We start from the raw sequence: 17,736 nt of genomic DNA, 5'->3' as shown, positions 1-17,736 counted from the left end.
CATCAATACCCCTAATTATTAATAACTAATAAATAGTCCAAATTTAATCAATGCTGATGGAAGTAGGTGCAGAACTACTAGGAGGAATACTAGAACCTCGGCGAAAATCTGCATAAAGGCGATCGCGCCAGGCAAAGAAAGGCTCAAAAGTAATATTATCAGCTAATCCAGGAATACCTTTTCCTTTAAGAGGATCGGGAATATCCAGATAAGAGCCTGCGGGAAACTTCAGATAAATACTTAATCCCGCCACAGCGAAATCGGCTAAAGTTGGACTGTCTCCTGTCAGATAAGGTTGGTTCTGCAAAATTAGACATAAAGCTTCTAAATCTTGAGTCAAGCTTTTTTTTGCTTCCTTAACAGCACCTCCACCAAAACCCACTCCAGTTCCTAATACCTCTAATACTTCTCCAGGAATAGCTCCCACGGCAGTTTTGACCAAATCAGGAGTGTTAGCTGGTAACAAAGAAGTGCGGAAATTTTGATTTTGATTTAAAGCACCGATAAAAGCCTTGCGTGCCTTTGAACCAATTGAAACATCTGCCCATTCTTCCATCAACAAACACTGTCCCTTTGCCAAAGAATCTGTGGGTAAAATTGGGCGTTCAGGGTACTTGCGTTCCAAATATAAAGCAATTTCTGTAGAGTCAGAAACATAAGTACTACCGTCTTTGAGGACTGGTACTTGACGACTGCCTGACTTTTGCATCAGCTCAATCTGACCCACACCAGGAGTAACTTCAATTTTACGATACTCTAACTGTTTGTAATCTAAAATTAGACGAACTTTTTCGCAATAGTGAGATAGCTCAAATTGATATAGCTCTAGCATTAAAACTCCTTATAATCAGATCAATTTTGATCCTTAATTTACCTTGTTCTTACAATTGATGACATCATTCTCAAGTCTAGGCATTTTGACTTAAATCAGCGTAAAATCTCCTAATTGTCTTTAGATAATCGGGGATCTTAGCTTCCTCAGTTTGAGTAGCATAGTTAGGGTTAATCAAGATAAACTAGGCACTCCAAGGATGCTCAATCAAAGGAGACAGATGATTCCGCAGATTTCTACCATTGATTTACTAAAGTTAGCTTCTGGTGATGTATTATCCCTACAAATCTACAAATTTCAAGGCAATTTCCCTGGCAAAAAAGCCTATATTCAGGCAAACCTTCATGGGGCGGAAATTGTTGGTAATGCGGTAATTCAGCAGCTAATTGAATATTTAACAGCTTTAGATGCTGACCAGCTAGAGGGAGAAATTTGGTTAGTACCTGTCTGTAATCCGTTGGGAGTTAACCAGCGATCGCATTTTTTTTCTACAGGTCGGTTTAATAGCTACGATGGTAAAAACTGGAATCGGATTTTTTGGGACTATGAAAAAGAGGCAGTAGGTTTAACTGAGTTTGCTCAATCTCAGCTTAATAAACCTGTAGCAGAGATTCGCCGTAATTATCTAGAAACCATCAAGCAAGCTTGGACAGCAGAATTAGAGTGCATTAACTCACCTCGCAGCGTTCCCCTGAGTCGACAATATCGCTACCAGCTACAGTCTTTATGTTTGGATGCTAATTATGTGATTGATATTCATAGTTCTAGTAATCAGGCGATCGATTATACTTTTGGTTTTCGAGAAAGAATTGAGAGCATCAAATATCTCTTGTTAGACTATGGCGTGTTAATGGATCAGTATGATGGTGATGCTTTTGATGAGGCATTTCTTAAGCCTTGGCTAGCCTTAGAACAGGAGTTGGCTAACTTAGGTCAAAAAGTTCAGTTCGATCTTGAAGCCTGGACTCTAGAACTGGGTGGGGGAATGATCATCAATCCCGATTCCGTCGCGAGGGGATTGAGAGGAATTAAAAACTACCTTGCCTATAAACAAATGTTGCCTGGGGTAATCCACACGACAAAAACCACCTTAGTATCAAAACAGAACATAAATAGTTACTATGCCCCGACAGGGGGAATGATACAGTCTAGATTACCCTTAGCAACTAGAGTAAAGTCTGGAGAACAAATTTATCAGCTACTCAGCTTTAACAAACAAGGAACGACTCCAGAAATTATTAACGTCCATGCCGAAACATCGGGGATAGTCTTTGATATCTCTACTAACCAATGTGTTAACCAAGGAGAATACGTAATAGACATTCTCGATTGCTAACTCACCTCTTACCTTTTACCTCTTCATGGATTCTCCAGAAAACACAGAAAACATAGAAAACCTTTTCACAACTATTCCCATCGCCCTACCTGATTTTAAATCGGGTTTTATTGCGATCGTTGGTAGACCAAATGTGGGCAAGTCCACTTTAATGAATCATTTGATTGGACAAAAAATTGCCATCACTTCTCCTGTGGCGCAAACTACTCGCAATCGTTTGCGGGGAATCTTAACCACCCCCGATGCGCAAATTATTTTTGTGGATACCCCAGGGATTCATAAACCCCATCATGAATTAGGTAAAGTACTCGTACAGAATGCTAAAACAGCGATTAAGTCGGTAGATTTAGTTTTGTTTGTCGTAGATGGTTCTAGTGAGGCAGGAACGGGCGATCGCTTTATTTTTGATATCCTTAAACGTATTGATACTCCCGTGGTGCTAGGTCTAAATAAGGTCGATCTCCAGCCCAGCAATTATCAGTTTATTGATGATACCTACGCCGATTTAATCGCCGCTACTAATTGGTCTACGGTTAAGTTTTCTGCGACTACGGGAGTCGGCACTCAAGACTTGCAGCAGGCTTTGATCAATCGGCTCGAAACTGGTCCTTATTACTATCCTCCAGATTTAGTCACAGATCAACCAGAACGCTTTATCATTGCTGAATTAATCAGAGAACAAATTTTGCTCCACACCCGTCAAGAAATTCCCCATTCAGTAGCCATTACCATCGAAAAAATTGTCGAGATGCCTAAAATCACCAAAGTAAATGCAGCAATTAATATTGAACGTAGTTCTCAAAAAGGGATTTTAATTGGCAAGCAAGGTACTATGCTCAAAACCATTGGTACAGAAGCTCGTCAGCAGATTCAAAAGCTAATTGCGGGCAAGGTTCATTTAGAATTGTTTGTTAAAGTTGAACCTAAATGGCGACAGTCAAGATTACGCTTGGCAGAGTTTGGTTATCAAGTTGAAGAGTAGGGGCGAATGGCATTCGCCCGTAAAAATTAGGAGCGACTTCGTGAAGCACCCTTGTGAGGGTAATGATCATGATTGAGGACAATCAAAAAATTCAAATTAAAGTTAAGCTGTTTGCGGTCTATCAGGAGGTGTTTGGCACACCAGAATTAGATCTAGTGTTATTACCAGAAACCACTGTAGACCAGCTTTTAACATCTTTGATTGAACAGCAACCCAAATTAACTAAGTGGCGAGATCTCACCCGCTTTGGGGTAAATTTGCAGTTTGTCGAGTCAACTACGGTGCTGCATGAGGGAGATGAAGTAGTTTTAATTCCTCCTGTGAGCGGTGGTTAGTGATGACACGAGCAAAAACACGGGTCTATTATTCACACGATCTTCTCATTAATACCCGCCAGCTCGTAACCATGAACGCGCCAGCTATAGTCCTGTTGATGCTGCACGATAAATATAACTTTAACTAAATTACCTTCTCGATCCATAATCATCGCAATTAAGGCAGGAAAATTATTGACGAGGGTAAAACCACGAAACATAACCGAGCGAGGTTTGAGGAGCGCACCATATTTATCGCTGATGATCTGGCTAAACTCTGGTGGGGTAAATTCATGTTGAATCTTAGGACTAGTCAAAGATAAAGCTGTTGCTAAATCGTTTGCTTGAAATGCCTGTAGTTGATTTTCGATTAGCTGACGAATCAGCATCTTGTCATGTTCAGATATATACATTGGAAACTACTGCAAAAACTAAAAACTACTTTGAAGGCGGTAACTTTAGTAAAGATTGTGAGCTTAACCTTTAACCGCACCTGCGGTTAACCCTTGAACGATCTGACGTTGAAAAACTAGAACGAGAATCACCAATGGTAGAGTACCCAAAACTGTGGCAGCAGCAATAGGACCATAGGGAATATCAAAAAGACTTGCTCCTCCTATTTGAGCAGTAGCTACGGGAATCGTTTTTTTTGCTTCTTCCGTAATAAAGGTTAGGGCAAAAATATATTCATTCCAGGCAAAAATGAAGGTTAAAATCCCAGTGGTTGCCAAAGCAGGTAAAGTCATTGGCAGTAAAATATTTACCAGCATGCCCCAAGTTTTATAGCCGTCCATCTTCGCTGCATCTTCTAAATCCTGGGGAAGTTGCTGAAAAAAGCTTCTCATGACAAGAATGGTCAAGGGTAGGTTAATTGCTGTGTAAGGAATAATTAAAGCCAAGTAGTTATTGCCTAAACCCATCGCCTTAACTAATTCTAGCAATCCTAGAAACAACAGCACGTAGGGAAATAGAGTAATAATCAAAATTCCCGCCAGGATCAATTTTTCTCCTGGCAAATTCATCCTAGTGAGGGTATAGGCAGCAGGAGAACCCAGTACTAAGCACAAAATAGTAGATATGCTGGCTACTAAAGCACTATTAAAGATATAGGTTAAAAATGGACGACGGCTAAATAGCTGAGTGTAATGTTCAAAAGTAAACTCACTGGGTAAATAGACGTTGGGAATGGCGGAAATGTCTTCATTTAACTTAACCGCAGTAAGTATCTGCCAGAGAATCGGCGCCAGAAAAAAAATCATGATTGTCACGACTGCTGACCACAACCAGAATTTGGCAAATAAAACTTTTGGTTTCTGTTCTTTAGGCTTGGCTATCGACATAGAACTGCCTGAATCAAGGTTACCACTGAAACTATGTTACATTTTTTGGGTACAAAATTATTTTTTAATACACAGGACATAAACTTATATATCTTACAGTGTATTTATTTAGAGCAGCTAAAAATTAAGACCTAAAAACAGACATCTTGACAGGGCTGGTTCTATGATTCTTACTAATTATATCGGCGAGATAGCTGCTTTAAGTGCTGCGCTGCTTTGGACTTTATCTTCTTTGGTTTATAGTCGCCTGGGGTTAAAGATTCCTCCGCTACAACTTAATCTCTATAAAGGTATAATTGCGATCGCTTTGATTGTTATTACTCTACTAATCCAGGGTTCAGCTTTTAGTAATTTATCTACTTCAACTGTAGCTTTACTAACTATTAGCGGTGCGATCGGTATTGGTTTAGGAGACACTGCCTACTTTTTAGCTTTAAATAGTTTGGGTGCAAGACGCACTCTTTTGTTAGAAACTTTATCTCCCCCAATGGGTGCATTACTAGCATTAATTTTTATTGGCGAACAGCTAGCCTCTAGTTCTTGGTACGGTATTATATTAACTATTCTGGGGATAGCCTGGGTCATTAGTGAACGTAATCCTGTAGATAATATCAGCATCTCGCGAAAAGGCCTTATTTGGGGGATTCTTGCGGCGATCGCTCAAGCATTAGGGGCAGTCATTTCTAGATATGCTCTAACACAATCGGCTATTAGTTCTCTTGAAAGTACTTTAATTCGCTTAATCGGCGGTACGATAATTGTCATCGGCTTAATGTTTTTACCTGTTGCCAAACAAATTCATCTTCAATGGCAACTATCTAGACGTAGTTTAGGCATAATTGCGATCGCTGCTTTTGGCAGTACTTATCTTGGTATTTGGTTACAGCAAATATCTCTTAAATTTGCGCCGACGGGAATTGCTCAAACCTTCTTGGCCACTAGTCCTTTATTTATCTTGCCGATAGTGGCGTTGCAGGGAGAAAAAATCAGTTTTAGATCAATACTAGGAGTCATAGTTTCTTTAGCTGGAATTGCTCTAATGTTTATCTAATTAAAAACTGCGGTACTTTTTTAATTAGATAGACTACGTGGTTGATTGACTAGTATTAGTTTAAAATATTTTCTTCAACTAATTTTAGTTTAAATACGGAGGCAAAAGCTTGCGCCACATCGACCCGAACTCGCTCTACTGTAAGATCAAGTACAAATTCTTGTAGACTACCGACTGGCTTGTCGGCAATTCCGCAGGGGACTATCTGTTTAAACCCACTCAGATCAGGACAAACATTAATGGCAAAACCGTGCATTGTAATCCAACGTTTAACTTTAATGCCGATCGCAGCAATTTTCTTTCCTTCTACCCAAACCCCCGTCAAATTTGGAACACGATAGGCAGACAAACCATAGTTAGCCACAGTATTAATAATCACCGTTTCTAATTGCCTCAGATACCAATGCAAATCCTGTTGATAGTAGCGCAGATTAAGAATCGGATAGCCTACCAACTGGCCAGGACAATGATAGGTCACTTCTCCCCCTCGCTCAATCCGATGAACTTCAAATTCTCCTGCTTGGGGATCGAAATTAAGAAAATCTAGACTTGAACCTGTGCCTAAAGTATAAACAGGGGGATGTTCTACTAAAATTAAAACATCATTTAAACTGGGATTATTAACTCTTGCTTTTACTAGCGATCGCTGATAGTCCCAAGCTTGGCTATAATCGACTATTCCTTGATTATTTAACCCACAAACTCTACTAACTCGACTATTTTGTGACATAAACTACAGTCTACTTAAAAAAATGTCAACCAATGTAACGTAACATAAAAAAACTGAATGTTTTGCTGTTTTTTAGCAGTTAAAGTGTTAGTCTTGTAGCTATAAAGCTAGAGTAAAGATACAACTGCTTGAGGAAATTGCCAAAATAAATTAAAACTGCAAGCTATCTCAAAGATAAAAATTAAAGTGTAGCAGTTTTGTGATTTGAACAGACCGAATCTCGATTGATAAATTAGTATTGATAGCTCACTCTATGTTAAATAAGAGTATCATGCTAGCACTTTTATGCATTACTAATAAAAAAAGCAAGGCATAGTAATTTATGTGTTGTATATTTGGGTAATGATAATAGTGAAATAATTTATTTTGAACTAAAACATAATTCTGTTTATTTACTACACCATAGTAATAACCAATTTTAAGTTCAAAAGATTCGTATATATAATGACAATTTTCTAGCAAAATCAGATCTTAACTATATGGCCTTAAAACTGTAGATTATGGAGTAGCAAGTATGAAACTTTTGATCCAAGGAAATAACATTGCAGTCACAGAATCAATTCATGATTACGTCGAACAGAAGTTAGAAAAGGCAGTTAAACATTTTCAGAATATAACTAGCAAAGTGGATGTCCACTTATCTGTAGCTCGCAATTCTCGGATCGAAAGAAAACATAAGGCGGAAGTAACGGTATTTGCCAATGGGACGGTAATTCGCGCCCAAGAAGGTAGCGACAATCTTTATGCAAGTATCGACATGGTGGCAGATAAAATTGCGCGTCAGCTACGCAGATATAAAGAAAAGCATTTAGCTAAAAATGCTCATGCTCATATAAGACAAGAAGAAATAGTTGAGGGTGAAGAACTAGTTAAAGTTGATGAATTAAATAGCGATCGCCTTCCTGAATTACCTGCCACAGTAGTCAGAAGTAAATATTTTGCCATGCCGCCCATGACAACGGAAGAAGCATTAGCACAACTCCAGCTCATAGATCATGACTTTTATATGTTTCACAACAGTGAATCAAATGAGATTAACGTAATTTATAGTCGTAATCATGGAGGTTATGGTTTAATTCAGCCTCGTTCAGATAGTAACGCTCGTCAAGGTGATTATTCTCATTAAAAATCGTAGAGGCGATTCGCCCTAAAGGACTAGCTTCGCGTCGCGAATCGCCCCTACTACGATCAAGTCGAAAATGCTTCTGTCTCTGGCTCGATCTCTGGCTCGATTAAAAAATCAAGATCCTGAACAATATAAGGAAAGCCAGCACCAGCCAAACCTTGCTTAATGCGATCGCTTGTTCCGTCAAAAACTACAAATAGAGGATTAATTGCCTCTGCTGCTTCACTAATCATGTGCTGTTCAGTCGGCGGCATTAACCATTCATAGTCTTGATCGAGATAAACCTGAGTTTTACGCCAGCGATTGATCAGATCGGAGAAATCTTCTTCAGGACGATGAATAAAAACAATAATTTCGGCACCCATCTTAATCTTCCATTCTGGGTCACACATCAAAATACCTAAATCACAGGGAAGAGAAGTGGCCACCCGAGGAGTTTTAGTGGTTAAAGGGTCATGAGAATATAGTTCTGGTCGGCGGATGCGAACTACAGGCAGAGGAATCGTAATCAAACTTTGTTCAGGACGACGAATGCTGGGTAATGCCTCAAGGTAAGGGCGATATTGCTTGAGTAAAGCGATCGCCCCGCTACGAGTGCTATACTCTGCCAACAATGTCTCATAGTCAGTTTTTTTGACGGATATCATAAAATTCTTAATGTAGGCAAAACGCTAGTTATAAAATCAACCATTAAGCCAACTGATCGAAGATCGAGAACATTGGTAAATACATCGACATCAAAATCGTACCTACCATCAAAGCAATACCCACCATCATAATTGGTTCAATCATACTAGTAAGAGCTTTAACTGACTGTTCCACTTCATCTTCATAGAAATCAGCCACTTTTTCCATCATGCCGTCTAGTTCTCCAGTTTCTTCCCCGATACTAATCATTTGAATTGCCAAGGCAGGGAAGACATTTTCTTTTTGAATTGCCAAGGAAATCATCCCACCCTGTTGAATATCGCGTTTTGCCGCCTGCACAGCGTTCACTAATACTTGGTTACCAATCGTGTCACAAACGATATCAAAACATTGCAATACGGGAACACCAGAACGAGTTAAAGTACCAAAAATACGACAAAAGCGAGCTACGGCAATTTTTTCGTTCAAGTCTCCAAACAGTGGCATCTTCAGCATAAAGCCATCAATTTGGAGACGACCAGGAGGAGTTTTATAGTAGGTACGAATTAAGAAACTTAGTCCAGTAAATGCAACAATCGGAATTAAAACTTTCCAGCTACGAAGAATACCACTGATATTCAGCATGATGCGAGTTAACAAAGGTAATTCAGCTCCCAATTGTTCAAAAATTCCACCAAATACAGGAATTAGAAAGATTGTCATCCCTAAAAAGGCAATTACAGCAAAAATTCCTACTGTTACTGGATAAGCCATCGCCGATTTGATTTGGTTCTGTAACTTGGCCATGTCTTCCAATAGTTTAGAAAGTCGCATCAGTACTTCATCTAGAACTCCCCCCGCTTCCCCAGCTTCAACCATCGAAACATAGAGGTTATTGAAACATTCAGGGTAGTCTTTCATTGATTCCGACAAACTAGTACCCTGCTGTACTTCTGCACTAATGCCTAATAATGCTCTTTTGAGTTTAGGATTAGGTGCTTGATCCGCTAGAATACCCAACGCCCGAATGATTGCCACCCCGGCATTGACCATTACGGAAAACTGGCGCGAAAATACTGCCTTATCTTTGACCGTTACTTTAGCTAAGGCTAACTGTAATGGTTCTAAATTAATTTCAAAACCAGCTTTATTGATTTTGCCGACTGCCACATATCTGTTTTTGAGTACTAAACGAGCTTGTTCAACCGAAGCAGCATCAATTTTTTGATTAAAGACTTTTCCTGAATGGTCTTTGACTTTTGCTATATAGGTAGACATAAGTAAATTAAATAGTTGAAATTAGTGATTGCAAAATAATTAGTTTAAATAGTAATTAACTGCGTTTAGCGCCTGCTTTAGCATTAGCCATCATCCCCACATCTCCCGCAGCACTACCTACAAGACGCTGTAGTTCATCTGGTCGAGAACTTTTAGCTAACCCTTCTTCCATGCTGACAATGCCTTTTTTAATCAAATCAGCCAAAGCCTGTTCCATAGTTTGCATCTCCATCTTGGCTCCCGTTTGAATCGCTGAATAGACCATGGCAGCCTTACCTTCGCGAATCAAATTAGAAATTGCTGGAGTGACAATCATGATTTCCTGCGCCATTACTCGACCAAATTCGCCTGGTTTGGGACTTTTCTTTTTAACCAAAGTTTGACTAAAAACAGCAATCAACGAATTGGACAGCATGGCTCTAATTTGTGCCTGTTGACCAGCGGGAAAAACGTCAATTATTCGATCCACCGTTCCCGATGCCGAATTGGTGTGGAGAGTTCCAAATACTAAGTGACCTGTTTCAGCAGCGGAAATTGCCAAGGAAATTGTTTCCAAATCTCGCATTTCTCCCACCAGAATAATATCTGGATCTTCTCGCAGTGCAGCTTTGAGGGCATTAGCAAAGCTTTTAGTATCTTCTCCTTTTTGGCGCTGGTGAAACAAACTTTTCTCGTTTTCAAAGACGTATTCAATCGGGTCTTCTACCGTTAAAATGTGTTCCCCCCGACTGCGGTTAATTAAGTCCAACATCGCTGCTAAAGTTGTAGTCTTACCCGAACCTGTTGGGCCTGTGACCAAAACTAGTCCCCTTGGTCTTTCAGTGGTTCTTCTGATGACATCAGGTAAACCTAGCTGATCGAAATTAGGAATCTTGGAAGATAATGCTCGTAAACAAGCAGCAAAACAGCCACGCTCTTTATAAACATTGACCCGAAACCGAGCTAATCCTTTTACCCCATAAGAGCAATCTAGTTCCCAGTGCTGTTCCAGCTCTTTTCTTTGAGTATTGTTAAGCATACTAAAGATTAAGCGTTGACACTCTTGGGGACTTAGCTCATCCCCAATGGGTGTTAATTTACCGCTAATCCGAAAGTAAACTGGTGCGCCAGCTTGGATGTGCATATCAGAGCCACCCATTTCTACTAGGCGCTCCATCATATCTTCGATCATTAAATCCATAATCTGTTCCTGAAATTTTTGAAATTTTTTAACTGTTACAATCTTGATTTAAAAACGGGGAGTCATACAATAAGGGCAATCCAACCACTCAGGCAGCAATTCAGCACTACAGGTGCGACAGACTAAACCACTCTTGCGTTTTGCTTTGAGTTCTGCTTCTAAACCTGAGTCGGTAAATGTTACCCGTTCGACTTCTTCTAAAGTAGTGTGACCTTCTTTAACTAGATTGAGACTATATGCCAGGATTGTAATCATGCCTTCTTCTACGGCAGTTTCTTTGATGCGATCGGTATTTGCCCCTTCGTTGATCAAAGTCTGTAGTTTTTCCGAGTTACGCATTACTTCGTAAACTCCAATTCGTCCTTTGTAGCCTACCCCCAGGCACTTGGAACAGAGGGTACCGTTGGCTTTTGCTTGAGAAAGCTGTTCTACATCAAGCTTATGAGCTTTGTAAAAAATAACCTCTTCCCCTACTGCTGCTGATAAACCGAATCTAGCTAACTCCTCGTGGGTGGGATTATAAGCAATCCGACATTCACTGCAAACTTTGCGCATTAATCTTTGAGCCAAAACTCCGACTAATGCTCCTGAGATCATAAATGGTTCGACACCCATCTCATCTAAACGAGCGATCGCTCCAGCTGCATCATTGGTGTGGAGGGTAGTTAGTACCAAGTGACCTGTTAAAGCTGCTTCAATTGCTGTTTTTGCCGTTTCTGAGTCTCTAGTCTCACCTACCAGAATTACGTCAGGATCTTGTCTTAAGAAAGCTCGCAGGATCGAAGCGAAATCCATCCCCTTTTCGCGAATTACCTGTACCTGAGTAATCCCGTCTAGTGAATATTCAATCGGGTCTTCAGCAGTACAAATATTAATATCAGGACTGTTTCTTTCGGCTAATACTGAATAAAGACTGGTAGATTTACCCGACCCTGTAGGACCTGTAACTAAAATAATCCCAAAAGGTCGTTTTGCCATGTCTCGGACTATTTCCAACGTTCCCTCGTGGGAAATCAGCTTATCTAGACCTAGTTGAGTTGCCGAATTATCGAGAATCCGTAAAACAACCTTTTCTCCATAGCGACTAGGTAGAGTATTGACCCGAAAATCCACCTTTCTTCCCTGAAACATCCGACGGATTTTGCCATCTTGAGGCAAGCGCTTTTCAGCAATATCTAGCTCTGCCATAATCTTAAATCGAGCAATTACCGCTGGGATAATTTTTTTCGGCATCCGATCGAAAGGCTGCTGCAACACACCATCTTTGCGATAACGAATTTTCAACCCTTCTTCCTGGGGTTCGACGTGAATATCAGAAACACCGTCTTGTAGGGCTTTAGCCAGAATTTTATTGACCAAGGTAATAATTGGTGCTGCTTGAGCTTCGTTGGCTGCACCTAAGTCATCGGCAAGTTCATCCTCACCTTCTTCTAAATTAAAGTCAAAGTTATCTAACTCTAAAGAAACATCAACGTTAACCTCTTGTTTCTTGGCAGTTTCTTGTTTGACCTGATCATCCAAAAACCGATCGATTAATTGTTGATAATCGCTTTGAGTTATGACCTGTCGTTCAATGCCAATTCCTTTAGGTCTAAGAATTCGATTGAGATCATCCTGGGCTTCCAGGTTCTCTGGATCGACCATCGCTACCACTAAAATAGGATTGTCTCCATCTTTTTTGTATAGCGGAATTAAACGATAGCGACGACAAAGATCGAGGGGAATTAGGGAATTAATTAATTCCCCCATTTGATTGTTACTAAATTTTTCGGTTTCGATTTCAGGATCGGCCGATTCCACCCCATAAAGGACTTTTAGCTCAAATAAATGGTGTTTTTTATATTGGCGCAATAAATCTGGCGGTAGCTGTTTACCTGTAGCTGATTCTAATACGTCGATCAGCGAATGCCCTGTTTTGCGACTCTCCGCCAAAGCCTTTTGCATTTTATCGCCATCAATAAAACCTTTTTGTACCAATTGATTACCAAAAGGCGACAAATTATTACGTACGGCGATCGCTCGATTTTTTTTAGAGGAAGAATAAGCCATAAAATAGAAAAAATATCTCCTGACGATAGCTAGTGTTCCCTAAACTTGGCGTAAAATTCCTACTGCCCAAAATTAACTATTCCAATTACGATTAAGTAGTTTAATTTTTAAGTACCACAACTAATCTTGAGCGAGAGAAAAATATCTTATGATGACTGTACTATAAGGTTGATGAGGCGATCGCCCTCAAGGACTAGCCGAGCAACGCCGTCTTAGGTCAAGCCCAAGTATGGCGATCTCCGAAGGTGTACCATTTGCGAAGCTTATCCTTTAGGACAAGGGCATAACATATCCTTTAGGACTGCTTGAAGCAGCTTCGCACAGTAGCGAAGTCGATCCCTTGCTAGTTAGCAAGGTAGTTTTAATCAGCTAAAAAAAATTAAAACTGTTAATTCCTTAGCTGAATGCCATATTCTATATTTTGTACGTAAAGAGACAAACATTCCTATGACTGAAGAGCAAAAACAACCTGAAAATCCTGTCGAAAATCCTGAAGTTGCCGTTGATACTTCTTTAGAAAACCAAAATTCTGTGCCAGAATCTGCTGTGGAGCTAGATGAAACTACAGAAATAAATTCAGAGGATCATCAAACTGCTGAAAATGAAGAAATTTTTGCTGCATTCCAGCAAGAAAATGCCAATCTGAAGCAACTTTTAGACGAAAAGAGCCAACAGGCAGATCTAGCCAAGGCGCAATATGCTCGCTTGGCAGCAGATTTTGAGAATTTTCGCCGCCGAACTACCAAAGAAAAAGAAAATTTAGAAGCGCAGACGAAGAAAAACGTCATTGCTGAATTACTACCTGTTATCGATAACTTTGAGCGAGCCAGAACCCAGCTAAAACCAGAGAGCGAAGGCGAAAAAACAATTCATTCTAGCTATCAGGGAGTATACAAAACTTTAGTGGAATGTCTCAAAAAAATGGGAGTTTCAGCTATGCGACCTGAAGGACAAGAATTTGATCCCAATTATCATGAAGCTATGTTGCGCGAACCCACCAATGAATATCCTGAAGGAACCGTGATTGAGCAACTGATGCGAGGTTACACTATTGGCGACACAATTTTGCGTCATGCCATGGTTAAAGTTGCTGTTCCTCAAGAACCTGTGATAACTTCGGAACAGAAAACGACAGAAAACGAAGAAAATGATCATTAAGTAACTGCCTAGTTTCAAACGACTATTAAGTTTGAAACTTTATCGGGGATTTATTAGCTCGGCATTGCAGTATGCCGATGAATACCATTAGCTTCTCTGTCAACATCTTTGTAATTTATACATACATGAAAGTTACTGCCTAAGCACTATGGCAAAAGTTATCGGTATTGATCTGGGAACTACTAACAGTTGCGTTGCTGTACTGGAGGGGGGCAAGCCCATAATTATTGCTAATTCAGAGGGGGCGCGGACAACTCCTAGTATGGTAGCGTTTGCCAAGGGGGATACTCGTTTAGTCGGTCAGTTGGCAAAAAGGCAATCAGTTACCAACGCGCAAAATACAATTCATAGCATCAAACGCTTTATTGGTCGTCGTTGGGAAGACACAGAAGAAGAGCGATCGCGCACGCCTTACAAATGTATTCCAGGTCGAGATGATACTGTTGATGTTCAGATCAAAAACAGGAATTATACTCCTCAGGAGATTTCTGCCATGATTTTGCAAAAGTTAAAGGCAGATGCCGAAAGCTTTTTGGGAGAACCTGTCAAAGAGGTCGTAATTACGGTACCTGCCTATTTTACTGATGCCCAGCGACAGGCTACCAAAGATGCCGGTACGATTGCTGGACTTGAGGTGTTACGTATTGTCAATGAGCCTACTGCTGCTGCTTTAGCTTATGGCTTGGACAAACAAGACCGAGAAGAACACATTCTCGTTTTTGACTTGGGGGGCGGAACTTTTGATGTTTCTGTCCTGCAATTGGGCAATGGTGTATTTGAAGTAAAGTCTACAGCAGGGAATAATCATCTTGGTGGTGATGATTTTGATAACGTAATCGTACGTTGGCTGATCAAAACTTTTTATGCTCAAGAAGAAATTGATCTTAGAACGGATAAGATGGCGTTGCAACGGATGAGAGAGGCTGCGGAAAAAGCCAAAATTGAGCTTTCGGCTACTCCAACTACATCAATTAACCTGCCTTTTATCACTGCCGATGAAACAGGGCCTAAACATATTGAATTAGAGCTAAGTCGAGCTAAATTTGAAGAATTAGCTAAGGATTTAATCCAAAAAACTCTAGACCCAGTTAAGTTAGCTTTAAAAGATTCTGACTTGGAGCCTCATGAGATTGATCGCATTATCTTAGTTGGCGGTTCTACGCGCATTCCCGCAGTCCAGGCAGCGATTAAAACCATCTTTGATGGAATGCAAATAGACCGCTCAGTTAATCCAGATGAAGCAGTGGCAGCAGGGGCAGCGATTCAAGCCGGTGTTTTAGGTGGGGAAGTTGAAGATGTTTTGCTGCTTGATATTACTCCTCTATCACTGGGGATCGAAACTTTGGGGGAGGTTTTTACCAAGATCATTGAAAAGAATACAACCGTTCCTACCAGCAAATCGCAGATCTTTTCTACTGCTGCTGATGGTCAGACAACCGTGGAGATTCATGCCCTTCAAGGGGAAAGAGCCATGGCAAAAGACAATAAAAGCTTAGGCAAGTTTCTTTTAACAGGAATTCCTGTTGCTCCTAGAGGAATGCCTCAGATTGAAGTTGCCTTTGAAATTGACGTCAACGGTATTTTGCAGGTTTCGGCTCAAGATAAGGGTACTGGTAAACAGCAAAGTATCACTATTAGCAATACAGGAGGATTAAGCTCTAGCGAAGTTGAGCGAATGCGTCAAGAAGCAGATAGTTTTGCCGACCAAGATCGCCGTCATGTTGAATTAGTCAAGTTGAAAAACCAAGCTGAGAATTTAATTTACAATTACGATTCAACTGTTAGTGAACAAGGAGACTTGATTCGCGATGAATATAAAGCAAAAATTGCCCGCATTAAAGAGGAGTTTAAGATCGCTTGCAATAATCCTCATACCAGCATCAAAGATATTAGCGATATTTTAGAAAGCTTGCGTCAAACGCTGCTGGAAATTGGTACGGACGTTTATCAACAAAGAAATGTTAACCCTAATGATTCTTTCGTCTTTGATGACTTTGAGGATGACGAGTTGGCTAGCGCTAAAACTGAGATGGATTTAGCGGGCGGCAATAACGTCAAAGCAGTTGTTAGTATATCTAACAATGCCAACGTTGAAGGAGGTGTTGATTTTGGTTTAGACGATGATTATGAATCAGTTGATTAAGTGAATATAGACTGAATTTATGTGGTTGACTATTAAGTAGAGCAAATTACTTAGGGTAAATTTAAAATAATTAGTTCTTAGTAGTAACCGTACTATATTTACTGGTTCTGATTTTGCTACAGTACAATCTATAAACCATAGGAAAAAATTAAGATTTTATGGCAGAGGACTACTATCAAATCCTGGGCGTATCCCGCGATGTAGATAAAGATGAACTAAAGCGCGCTTATCGCCGACTAGCGCGCCAATATCATCCCGATGTCAACAAAGAACCAGGAGCAGAAGAAAAATTTAAAGAAATTAATCGCGCTTACGAAGTTCTTTCTGAACCAGACACTCGCGGTAGATATGACCGCTTTGGCGAAGCTGGAGTAGGTGGTGCTGGCGGGGGTGCGTCAGGATTCGACTATAACGACATGGGTGGTTTTGCCGATATTTTTGAAACTATTTTTAGCGGTTTTGGCGGTGGTACTGGTACTAGCCAGGGGCAGTCTCGTCGTCGTAATGGACCTGTAAGGGGAGACGATCTGCGCTTAGACCTCAAGCTAGACTTTAGAGAAGCTGTTTTTGGTGGCGAAAAGCAAATTAAGATTCCCCATTTAGAATCTTGTCAAACCTGTAGTGGTAGTGGAGCTAAACCAGGCACAGGAGTTAAAACCTGTAGTGTCTGTAGTGGGAGTGGTCAAGTGCGTCGTGCTACTCGAACTCCTTTTGGTAGTTTTGCACAGGTTTCAGCTTGCACTAATTGTAACGGCACAGGACAGGTAATAGAAGAGAAATGTAGCACTTGTCATGGCGCAGGTCGTCTGCAAGAAACTAAGAATCTTAAAATTACTATTCCTCCTGGTGTGGATAATGGTACTCGTCTAAGAGTTTCAGGAGAGGGTGATGCTGGTGTTCGCAACGGTACACCAGGAGACCTATACGTATATCTATTTGTGGAATCTGATAAAGAGTTCACTCGTGAAGGGATTAATGTTAGATCGGAAATTTCGATTAGTTATTTACAGGCTATTTTAGGCTGTAACCTACAAGTTAATACGGTTGATGGTAAGGAAGAATTGACTATTCCCTCTGGCACTCAACCAAATACGGTGCTAACCCTAGAAAACAAAGGGGTGCCTAAACTTGGTAATCCTGTAAGTCGGGGAAACCATCTAATTACCGTTAAGATCAATATTCCCACTAAAGTTAATTCTGAAGAGAGAGAACTCTTAGAAAAGCTAGCGGGAGTTCGAGGTGAAACTGTAAGTAAAGCTAGCAAAGAAGGTTTCTTAGGAGGTTTGTTCCAAAAATGAGCGATCTTCAAAGCTTAAATAGTGATATCTCAAACTGCGCAGATGCTCATTTAGATTTGCGTGGTACTCCTTGTCCGATTAATTTTGTGAGAACCAAGTTGCGTTTGGAGCAAATGCCCCCAGGTACACTTTTAGAAGTCTGGCTCGATCCTGGTGAGCCGATTGAACAAGTGCCTGATAGTCTAAAAATGGAAGGTTATCAGGTTGAGGCGTTGGCCCAACAGCAAGATTTCTTTTCTTTGTTAGTTCGTCGTCCTGTAACTTCGTGAGGGAAGAAGATCATGTCGATGGA

General features: G+C 40.5%; 17 protein-coding genes. 9 read left to right on the top strand and 8 right to left on the bottom strand.

Annotation, left to right across the window (positions count from 1 at the left end):
- Nucleotides 1-43 precede the first annotated feature (43 nt).
- Nucleotides 44-832 carry a glutathione S-transferase family protein gene (locus tag C7B62_RS04760; protein ID WP_106233470.1) on the bottom strand — a complete coding sequence of 263 codons (789 nt, stop codon included), beginning with the start codon at nucleotides 830-832 and terminating at the stop codon, nucleotides 44-46.
- Between the two features lie 220 nt (nucleotides 833-1,052).
- On the opposite strand from C7B62_RS04760, the gene C7B62_RS04755 reads away from it, so the two are divergent.
- From C7B62_RS04755 to C7B62_RS04745, 3 genes are all read left to right on the top strand, one after another.
- Nucleotides 1,053-2,168: a succinylglutamate desuccinylase/aspartoacylase family protein gene (locus tag C7B62_RS04755; RefSeq protein ID WP_106233469.1), complete on the top strand. Its 1,116-nt coding sequence runs from the start codon at nucleotides 1,053-1,055 to the stop codon at nucleotides 2,166-2,168.
- A gap of 25 nt (nucleotides 2,169-2,193) precedes the next feature.
- A complete protein-coding gene (era, locus tag C7B62_RS04750; protein WP_106233468.1) occupies nucleotides 2,194-3,150 on the top strand; it encodes a GTPase Era in 957 nt (318 codons plus the stop codon).
- Between the two features lie 68 nt (nucleotides 3,151-3,218).
- Nucleotides 3,219-3,485 (top strand): MoaD/ThiS family protein, encoded by a 267-nt coding sequence (locus C7B62_RS04745; protein WP_106233487.1) that lies wholly within the window; start codon nucleotides 3,219-3,221, stop codon nucleotides 3,483-3,485.
- Between the two features lie 32 nt (nucleotides 3,486-3,517).
- Here the strand turns inward: C7B62_RS04745 and C7B62_RS04740 are convergent, their stop codons facing one another.
- Together C7B62_RS04740 and C7B62_RS04735 are read right to left on the bottom strand one after the other, a co-directional pair.
- A complete protein-coding gene (locus tag C7B62_RS04740) occupies nucleotides 3,518-3,877 on the bottom strand; it encodes a DUF4864 domain-containing protein (protein ID WP_106233467.1) in 360 nt (119 codons plus the stop codon).
- 63 nt (nucleotides 3,878-3,940) lie between these two features.
- Nucleotides 3,941-4,723 (bottom strand): carbohydrate ABC transporter permease, encoded by a 783-nt coding sequence (locus C7B62_RS04735; protein WP_370303777.1) that lies wholly within the window; start codon nucleotides 4,721-4,723, stop codon nucleotides 3,941-3,943.
- Nucleotides 4,724-4,967: 244 nt separating this feature from the next.
- Here C7B62_RS04735 and C7B62_RS04730 point away from each other — a divergent pair, with 244 nt between their 5' ends.
- Nucleotides 4,968-5,855, top strand: coding sequence for a DMT family transporter (locus C7B62_RS04730; RefSeq protein ID WP_106233465.1), 888 nt, complete (start codon nucleotides 4,968-4,970; stop codon nucleotides 5,853-5,855).
- 55 nt (nucleotides 5,856-5,910) lie between these two features.
- On the opposite strand, the gene lipB is transcribed toward C7B62_RS04730, so the two are convergent.
- Nucleotides 5,911-6,585, bottom strand: a complete 675-nt coding sequence (gene lipB, locus C7B62_RS04725; RefSeq protein ID WP_106233464.1) for a lipoyl(octanoyl) transferase LipB — start codon at nucleotides 6,583-6,585, stop codon at nucleotides 5,911-5,913.
- Between the two features lie 514 nt (nucleotides 6,586-7,099).
- Between lipB and hpf the strand changes: the two genes are divergently transcribed.
- Nucleotides 7,100-7,711, top strand: coding sequence for a ribosome hibernation-promoting factor, HPF/YfiA family (gene hpf / locus C7B62_RS04720; RefSeq protein WP_106233463.1), 612 nt, complete (start codon nucleotides 7,100-7,102; stop codon nucleotides 7,709-7,711).
- Between the two features lie 62 nt (nucleotides 7,712-7,773).
- On the opposite strand, the gene C7B62_RS04715 is transcribed toward hpf, so the two are convergent.
- Genes C7B62_RS04715 through C7B62_RS04700 form a run of 4 tightly spaced genes read right to left on the bottom strand, consistent with a single transcriptional unit; the run spans nucleotide 7,774 to nucleotide 12,845 of the window.
- A complete protein-coding gene (locus C7B62_RS04715) occupies nucleotides 7,774-8,355 on the bottom strand; it encodes a hypothetical protein (protein WP_106233486.1) in 582 nt (193 codons plus the stop codon).
- Between the two features lie 46 nt (nucleotides 8,356-8,401).
- Nucleotides 8,402-9,616 carry a type II secretion system F family protein gene (locus tag C7B62_RS04710; RefSeq protein WP_106233462.1) on the bottom strand — a complete coding sequence of 405 codons (1,215 nt, stop codon included), beginning with the start codon at nucleotides 9,614-9,616 and terminating at the stop codon, nucleotides 8,402-8,404.
- Between the two features lie 55 nt (nucleotides 9,617-9,671).
- On the bottom strand, nucleotides 9,672-10,796 hold the full coding sequence (locus tag C7B62_RS04705; RefSeq protein WP_106233461.1) for a type IV pilus twitching motility protein PilT: 1,125 nt from the start codon (nucleotides 10,794-10,796) through the stop codon (nucleotides 9,672-9,674).
- A 48-nt stretch (nucleotides 10,797-10,844) separates the two neighbouring features.
- Nucleotides 10,845-12,845: a GspE/PulE family protein gene (locus C7B62_RS04700; RefSeq protein WP_106233460.1), complete on the bottom strand. Its 2,001-nt coding sequence runs from the start codon at nucleotides 12,843-12,845 to the stop codon at nucleotides 10,845-10,847.
- Between the two features lie 447 nt (nucleotides 12,846-13,292).
- Here C7B62_RS04700 and grpE point away from each other — a divergent pair, with 447 nt between their 5' ends.
- From grpE to C7B62_RS04680, 4 genes are all read left to right on the top strand, one after another.
- Nucleotides 13,293-14,003: a nucleotide exchange factor GrpE gene (grpE, locus tag C7B62_RS04695; protein WP_106233459.1), complete on the top strand. Its 711-nt coding sequence runs from the start codon at nucleotides 13,293-13,295 to the stop codon at nucleotides 14,001-14,003.
- 148 nt (nucleotides 14,004-14,151) lie between these two features.
- Complete coding sequence (gene dnaK, locus C7B62_RS04690; RefSeq protein WP_106233458.1) at nucleotides 14,152-16,146, top strand: molecular chaperone DnaK; 1,995 nt, start codon at nucleotides 14,152-14,154, stop codon at nucleotides 16,144-16,146.
- A 158-nt stretch (nucleotides 16,147-16,304) separates the two neighbouring features.
- The gene (dnaJ, locus tag C7B62_RS04685; protein ID WP_106233457.1) at nucleotides 16,305-17,444 is read left to right on the top strand and encodes a molecular chaperone DnaJ; all 1,140 of its coding nucleotides are present in this window, start codon (nucleotides 16,305-16,307) and stop codon (nucleotides 17,442-17,444) included.
- Nucleotides 17,441-17,713, top strand: coding sequence for a sulfurtransferase TusA family protein (locus tag C7B62_RS04680; protein WP_106233456.1), 273 nt, complete (start codon nucleotides 17,441-17,443; stop codon nucleotides 17,711-17,713). Before dnaJ ends, C7B62_RS04680 begins: the two co-directional genes overlap by 4 nt.
- Nucleotides 17,714-17,736 lie beyond the last annotated feature (23 nt).

This window comes from Pleurocapsa sp. CCALA 161, assembly GCF_003003995.1.
GTDB lineage: Bacteria > Cyanobacteriota > Cyanobacteriia > Cyanobacteriales > Xenococcaceae > Waterburya.
The sequence above is the reverse complement of the archived record's forward strand: the minus strand, read 5'-3'. Positions and strand labels throughout refer to the sequence as shown.

Bases quoted from the DNA above. Each gene is read 5' to 3' on its own strand.
- C7B62_RS04755 (WP_106233469.1), top strand. From the start codon at position 1,053: ATGATTCCGCAGATTTCTACCATTGATTTACTAAAGTTAGCTTCTGGT.
- era (WP_106233468.1), top strand. From the start codon at position 2,194: ATGGATTCTCCAGAAAACACAGAAAACATAGAAAACCTTTTCACAACT.
- dnaK (WP_106233458.1), top strand. From the start codon at position 14,152: ATGGCAAAAGTTATCGGTATTGATCTGGGAACTACTAACAGTTGCGTT.
- C7B62_RS04700 (WP_106233460.1), bottom strand. From the start codon at position 12,845: ATGGCTTATTCTTCCTCTAAAAAAAATCGAGCGATCGCCGTACGTAAT.
- lipB (WP_106233464.1), bottom strand. From the start codon at position 6,585: ATGTCACAAAATAGTCGAGTTAGTAGAGTTTGTGGGTTAAATAATCAA.
- C7B62_RS04745 (WP_106233487.1), top strand. From the start codon at position 3,219: ATGATTGAGGACAATCAAAAAATTCAAATTAAAGTTAAGCTGTTTGCG.
- grpE (WP_106233459.1), top strand. From the start codon at position 13,293: ATGACTGAAGAGCAAAAACAACCTGAAAATCCTGTCGAAAATCCTGAA.
- C7B62_RS04760 (WP_106233470.1), bottom strand. From the start codon at position 832: ATGCTAGAGCTATATCAATTTGAGCTATCTCACTATTGCGAAAAAGTT.
- C7B62_RS04680 (WP_106233456.1), top strand. From the start codon at position 17,441: ATGAGCGATCTTCAAAGCTTAAATAGTGATATCTCAAACTGCGCAGAT.
- dnaJ (WP_106233457.1), top strand. From the start codon at position 16,305: ATGGCAGAGGACTACTATCAAATCCTGGGCGTATCCCGCGATGTAGAT.
- C7B62_RS04710 (WP_106233462.1), bottom strand. From the start codon at position 9,616: ATGTCTACCTATATAGCAAAAGTCAAAGACCATTCAGGAAAAGTCTTT.
- C7B62_RS04705 (WP_106233461.1), bottom strand. From the start codon at position 10,796: ATGGATTTAATGATCGAAGATATGATGGAGCGCCTAGTAGAAATGGGT.
- C7B62_RS04735 (WP_370303777.1), bottom strand. From the start codon at position 4,723: ATGATTTTTTTTCTGGCGCCGATTCTCTGGCAGATACTTACTGCGGTT.
- C7B62_RS04730 (WP_106233465.1), top strand. From the start codon at position 4,968: ATGATTCTTACTAATTATATCGGCGAGATAGCTGCTTTAAGTGCTGCG.
- hpf (WP_106233463.1), top strand. From the start codon at position 7,100: ATGAAACTTTTGATCCAAGGAAATAACATTGCAGTCACAGAATCAATT.
- C7B62_RS04740 (WP_106233467.1), bottom strand. From the start codon at position 3,877: ATGTATATATCTGAACATGACAAGATGCTGATTCGTCAGCTAATCGAA.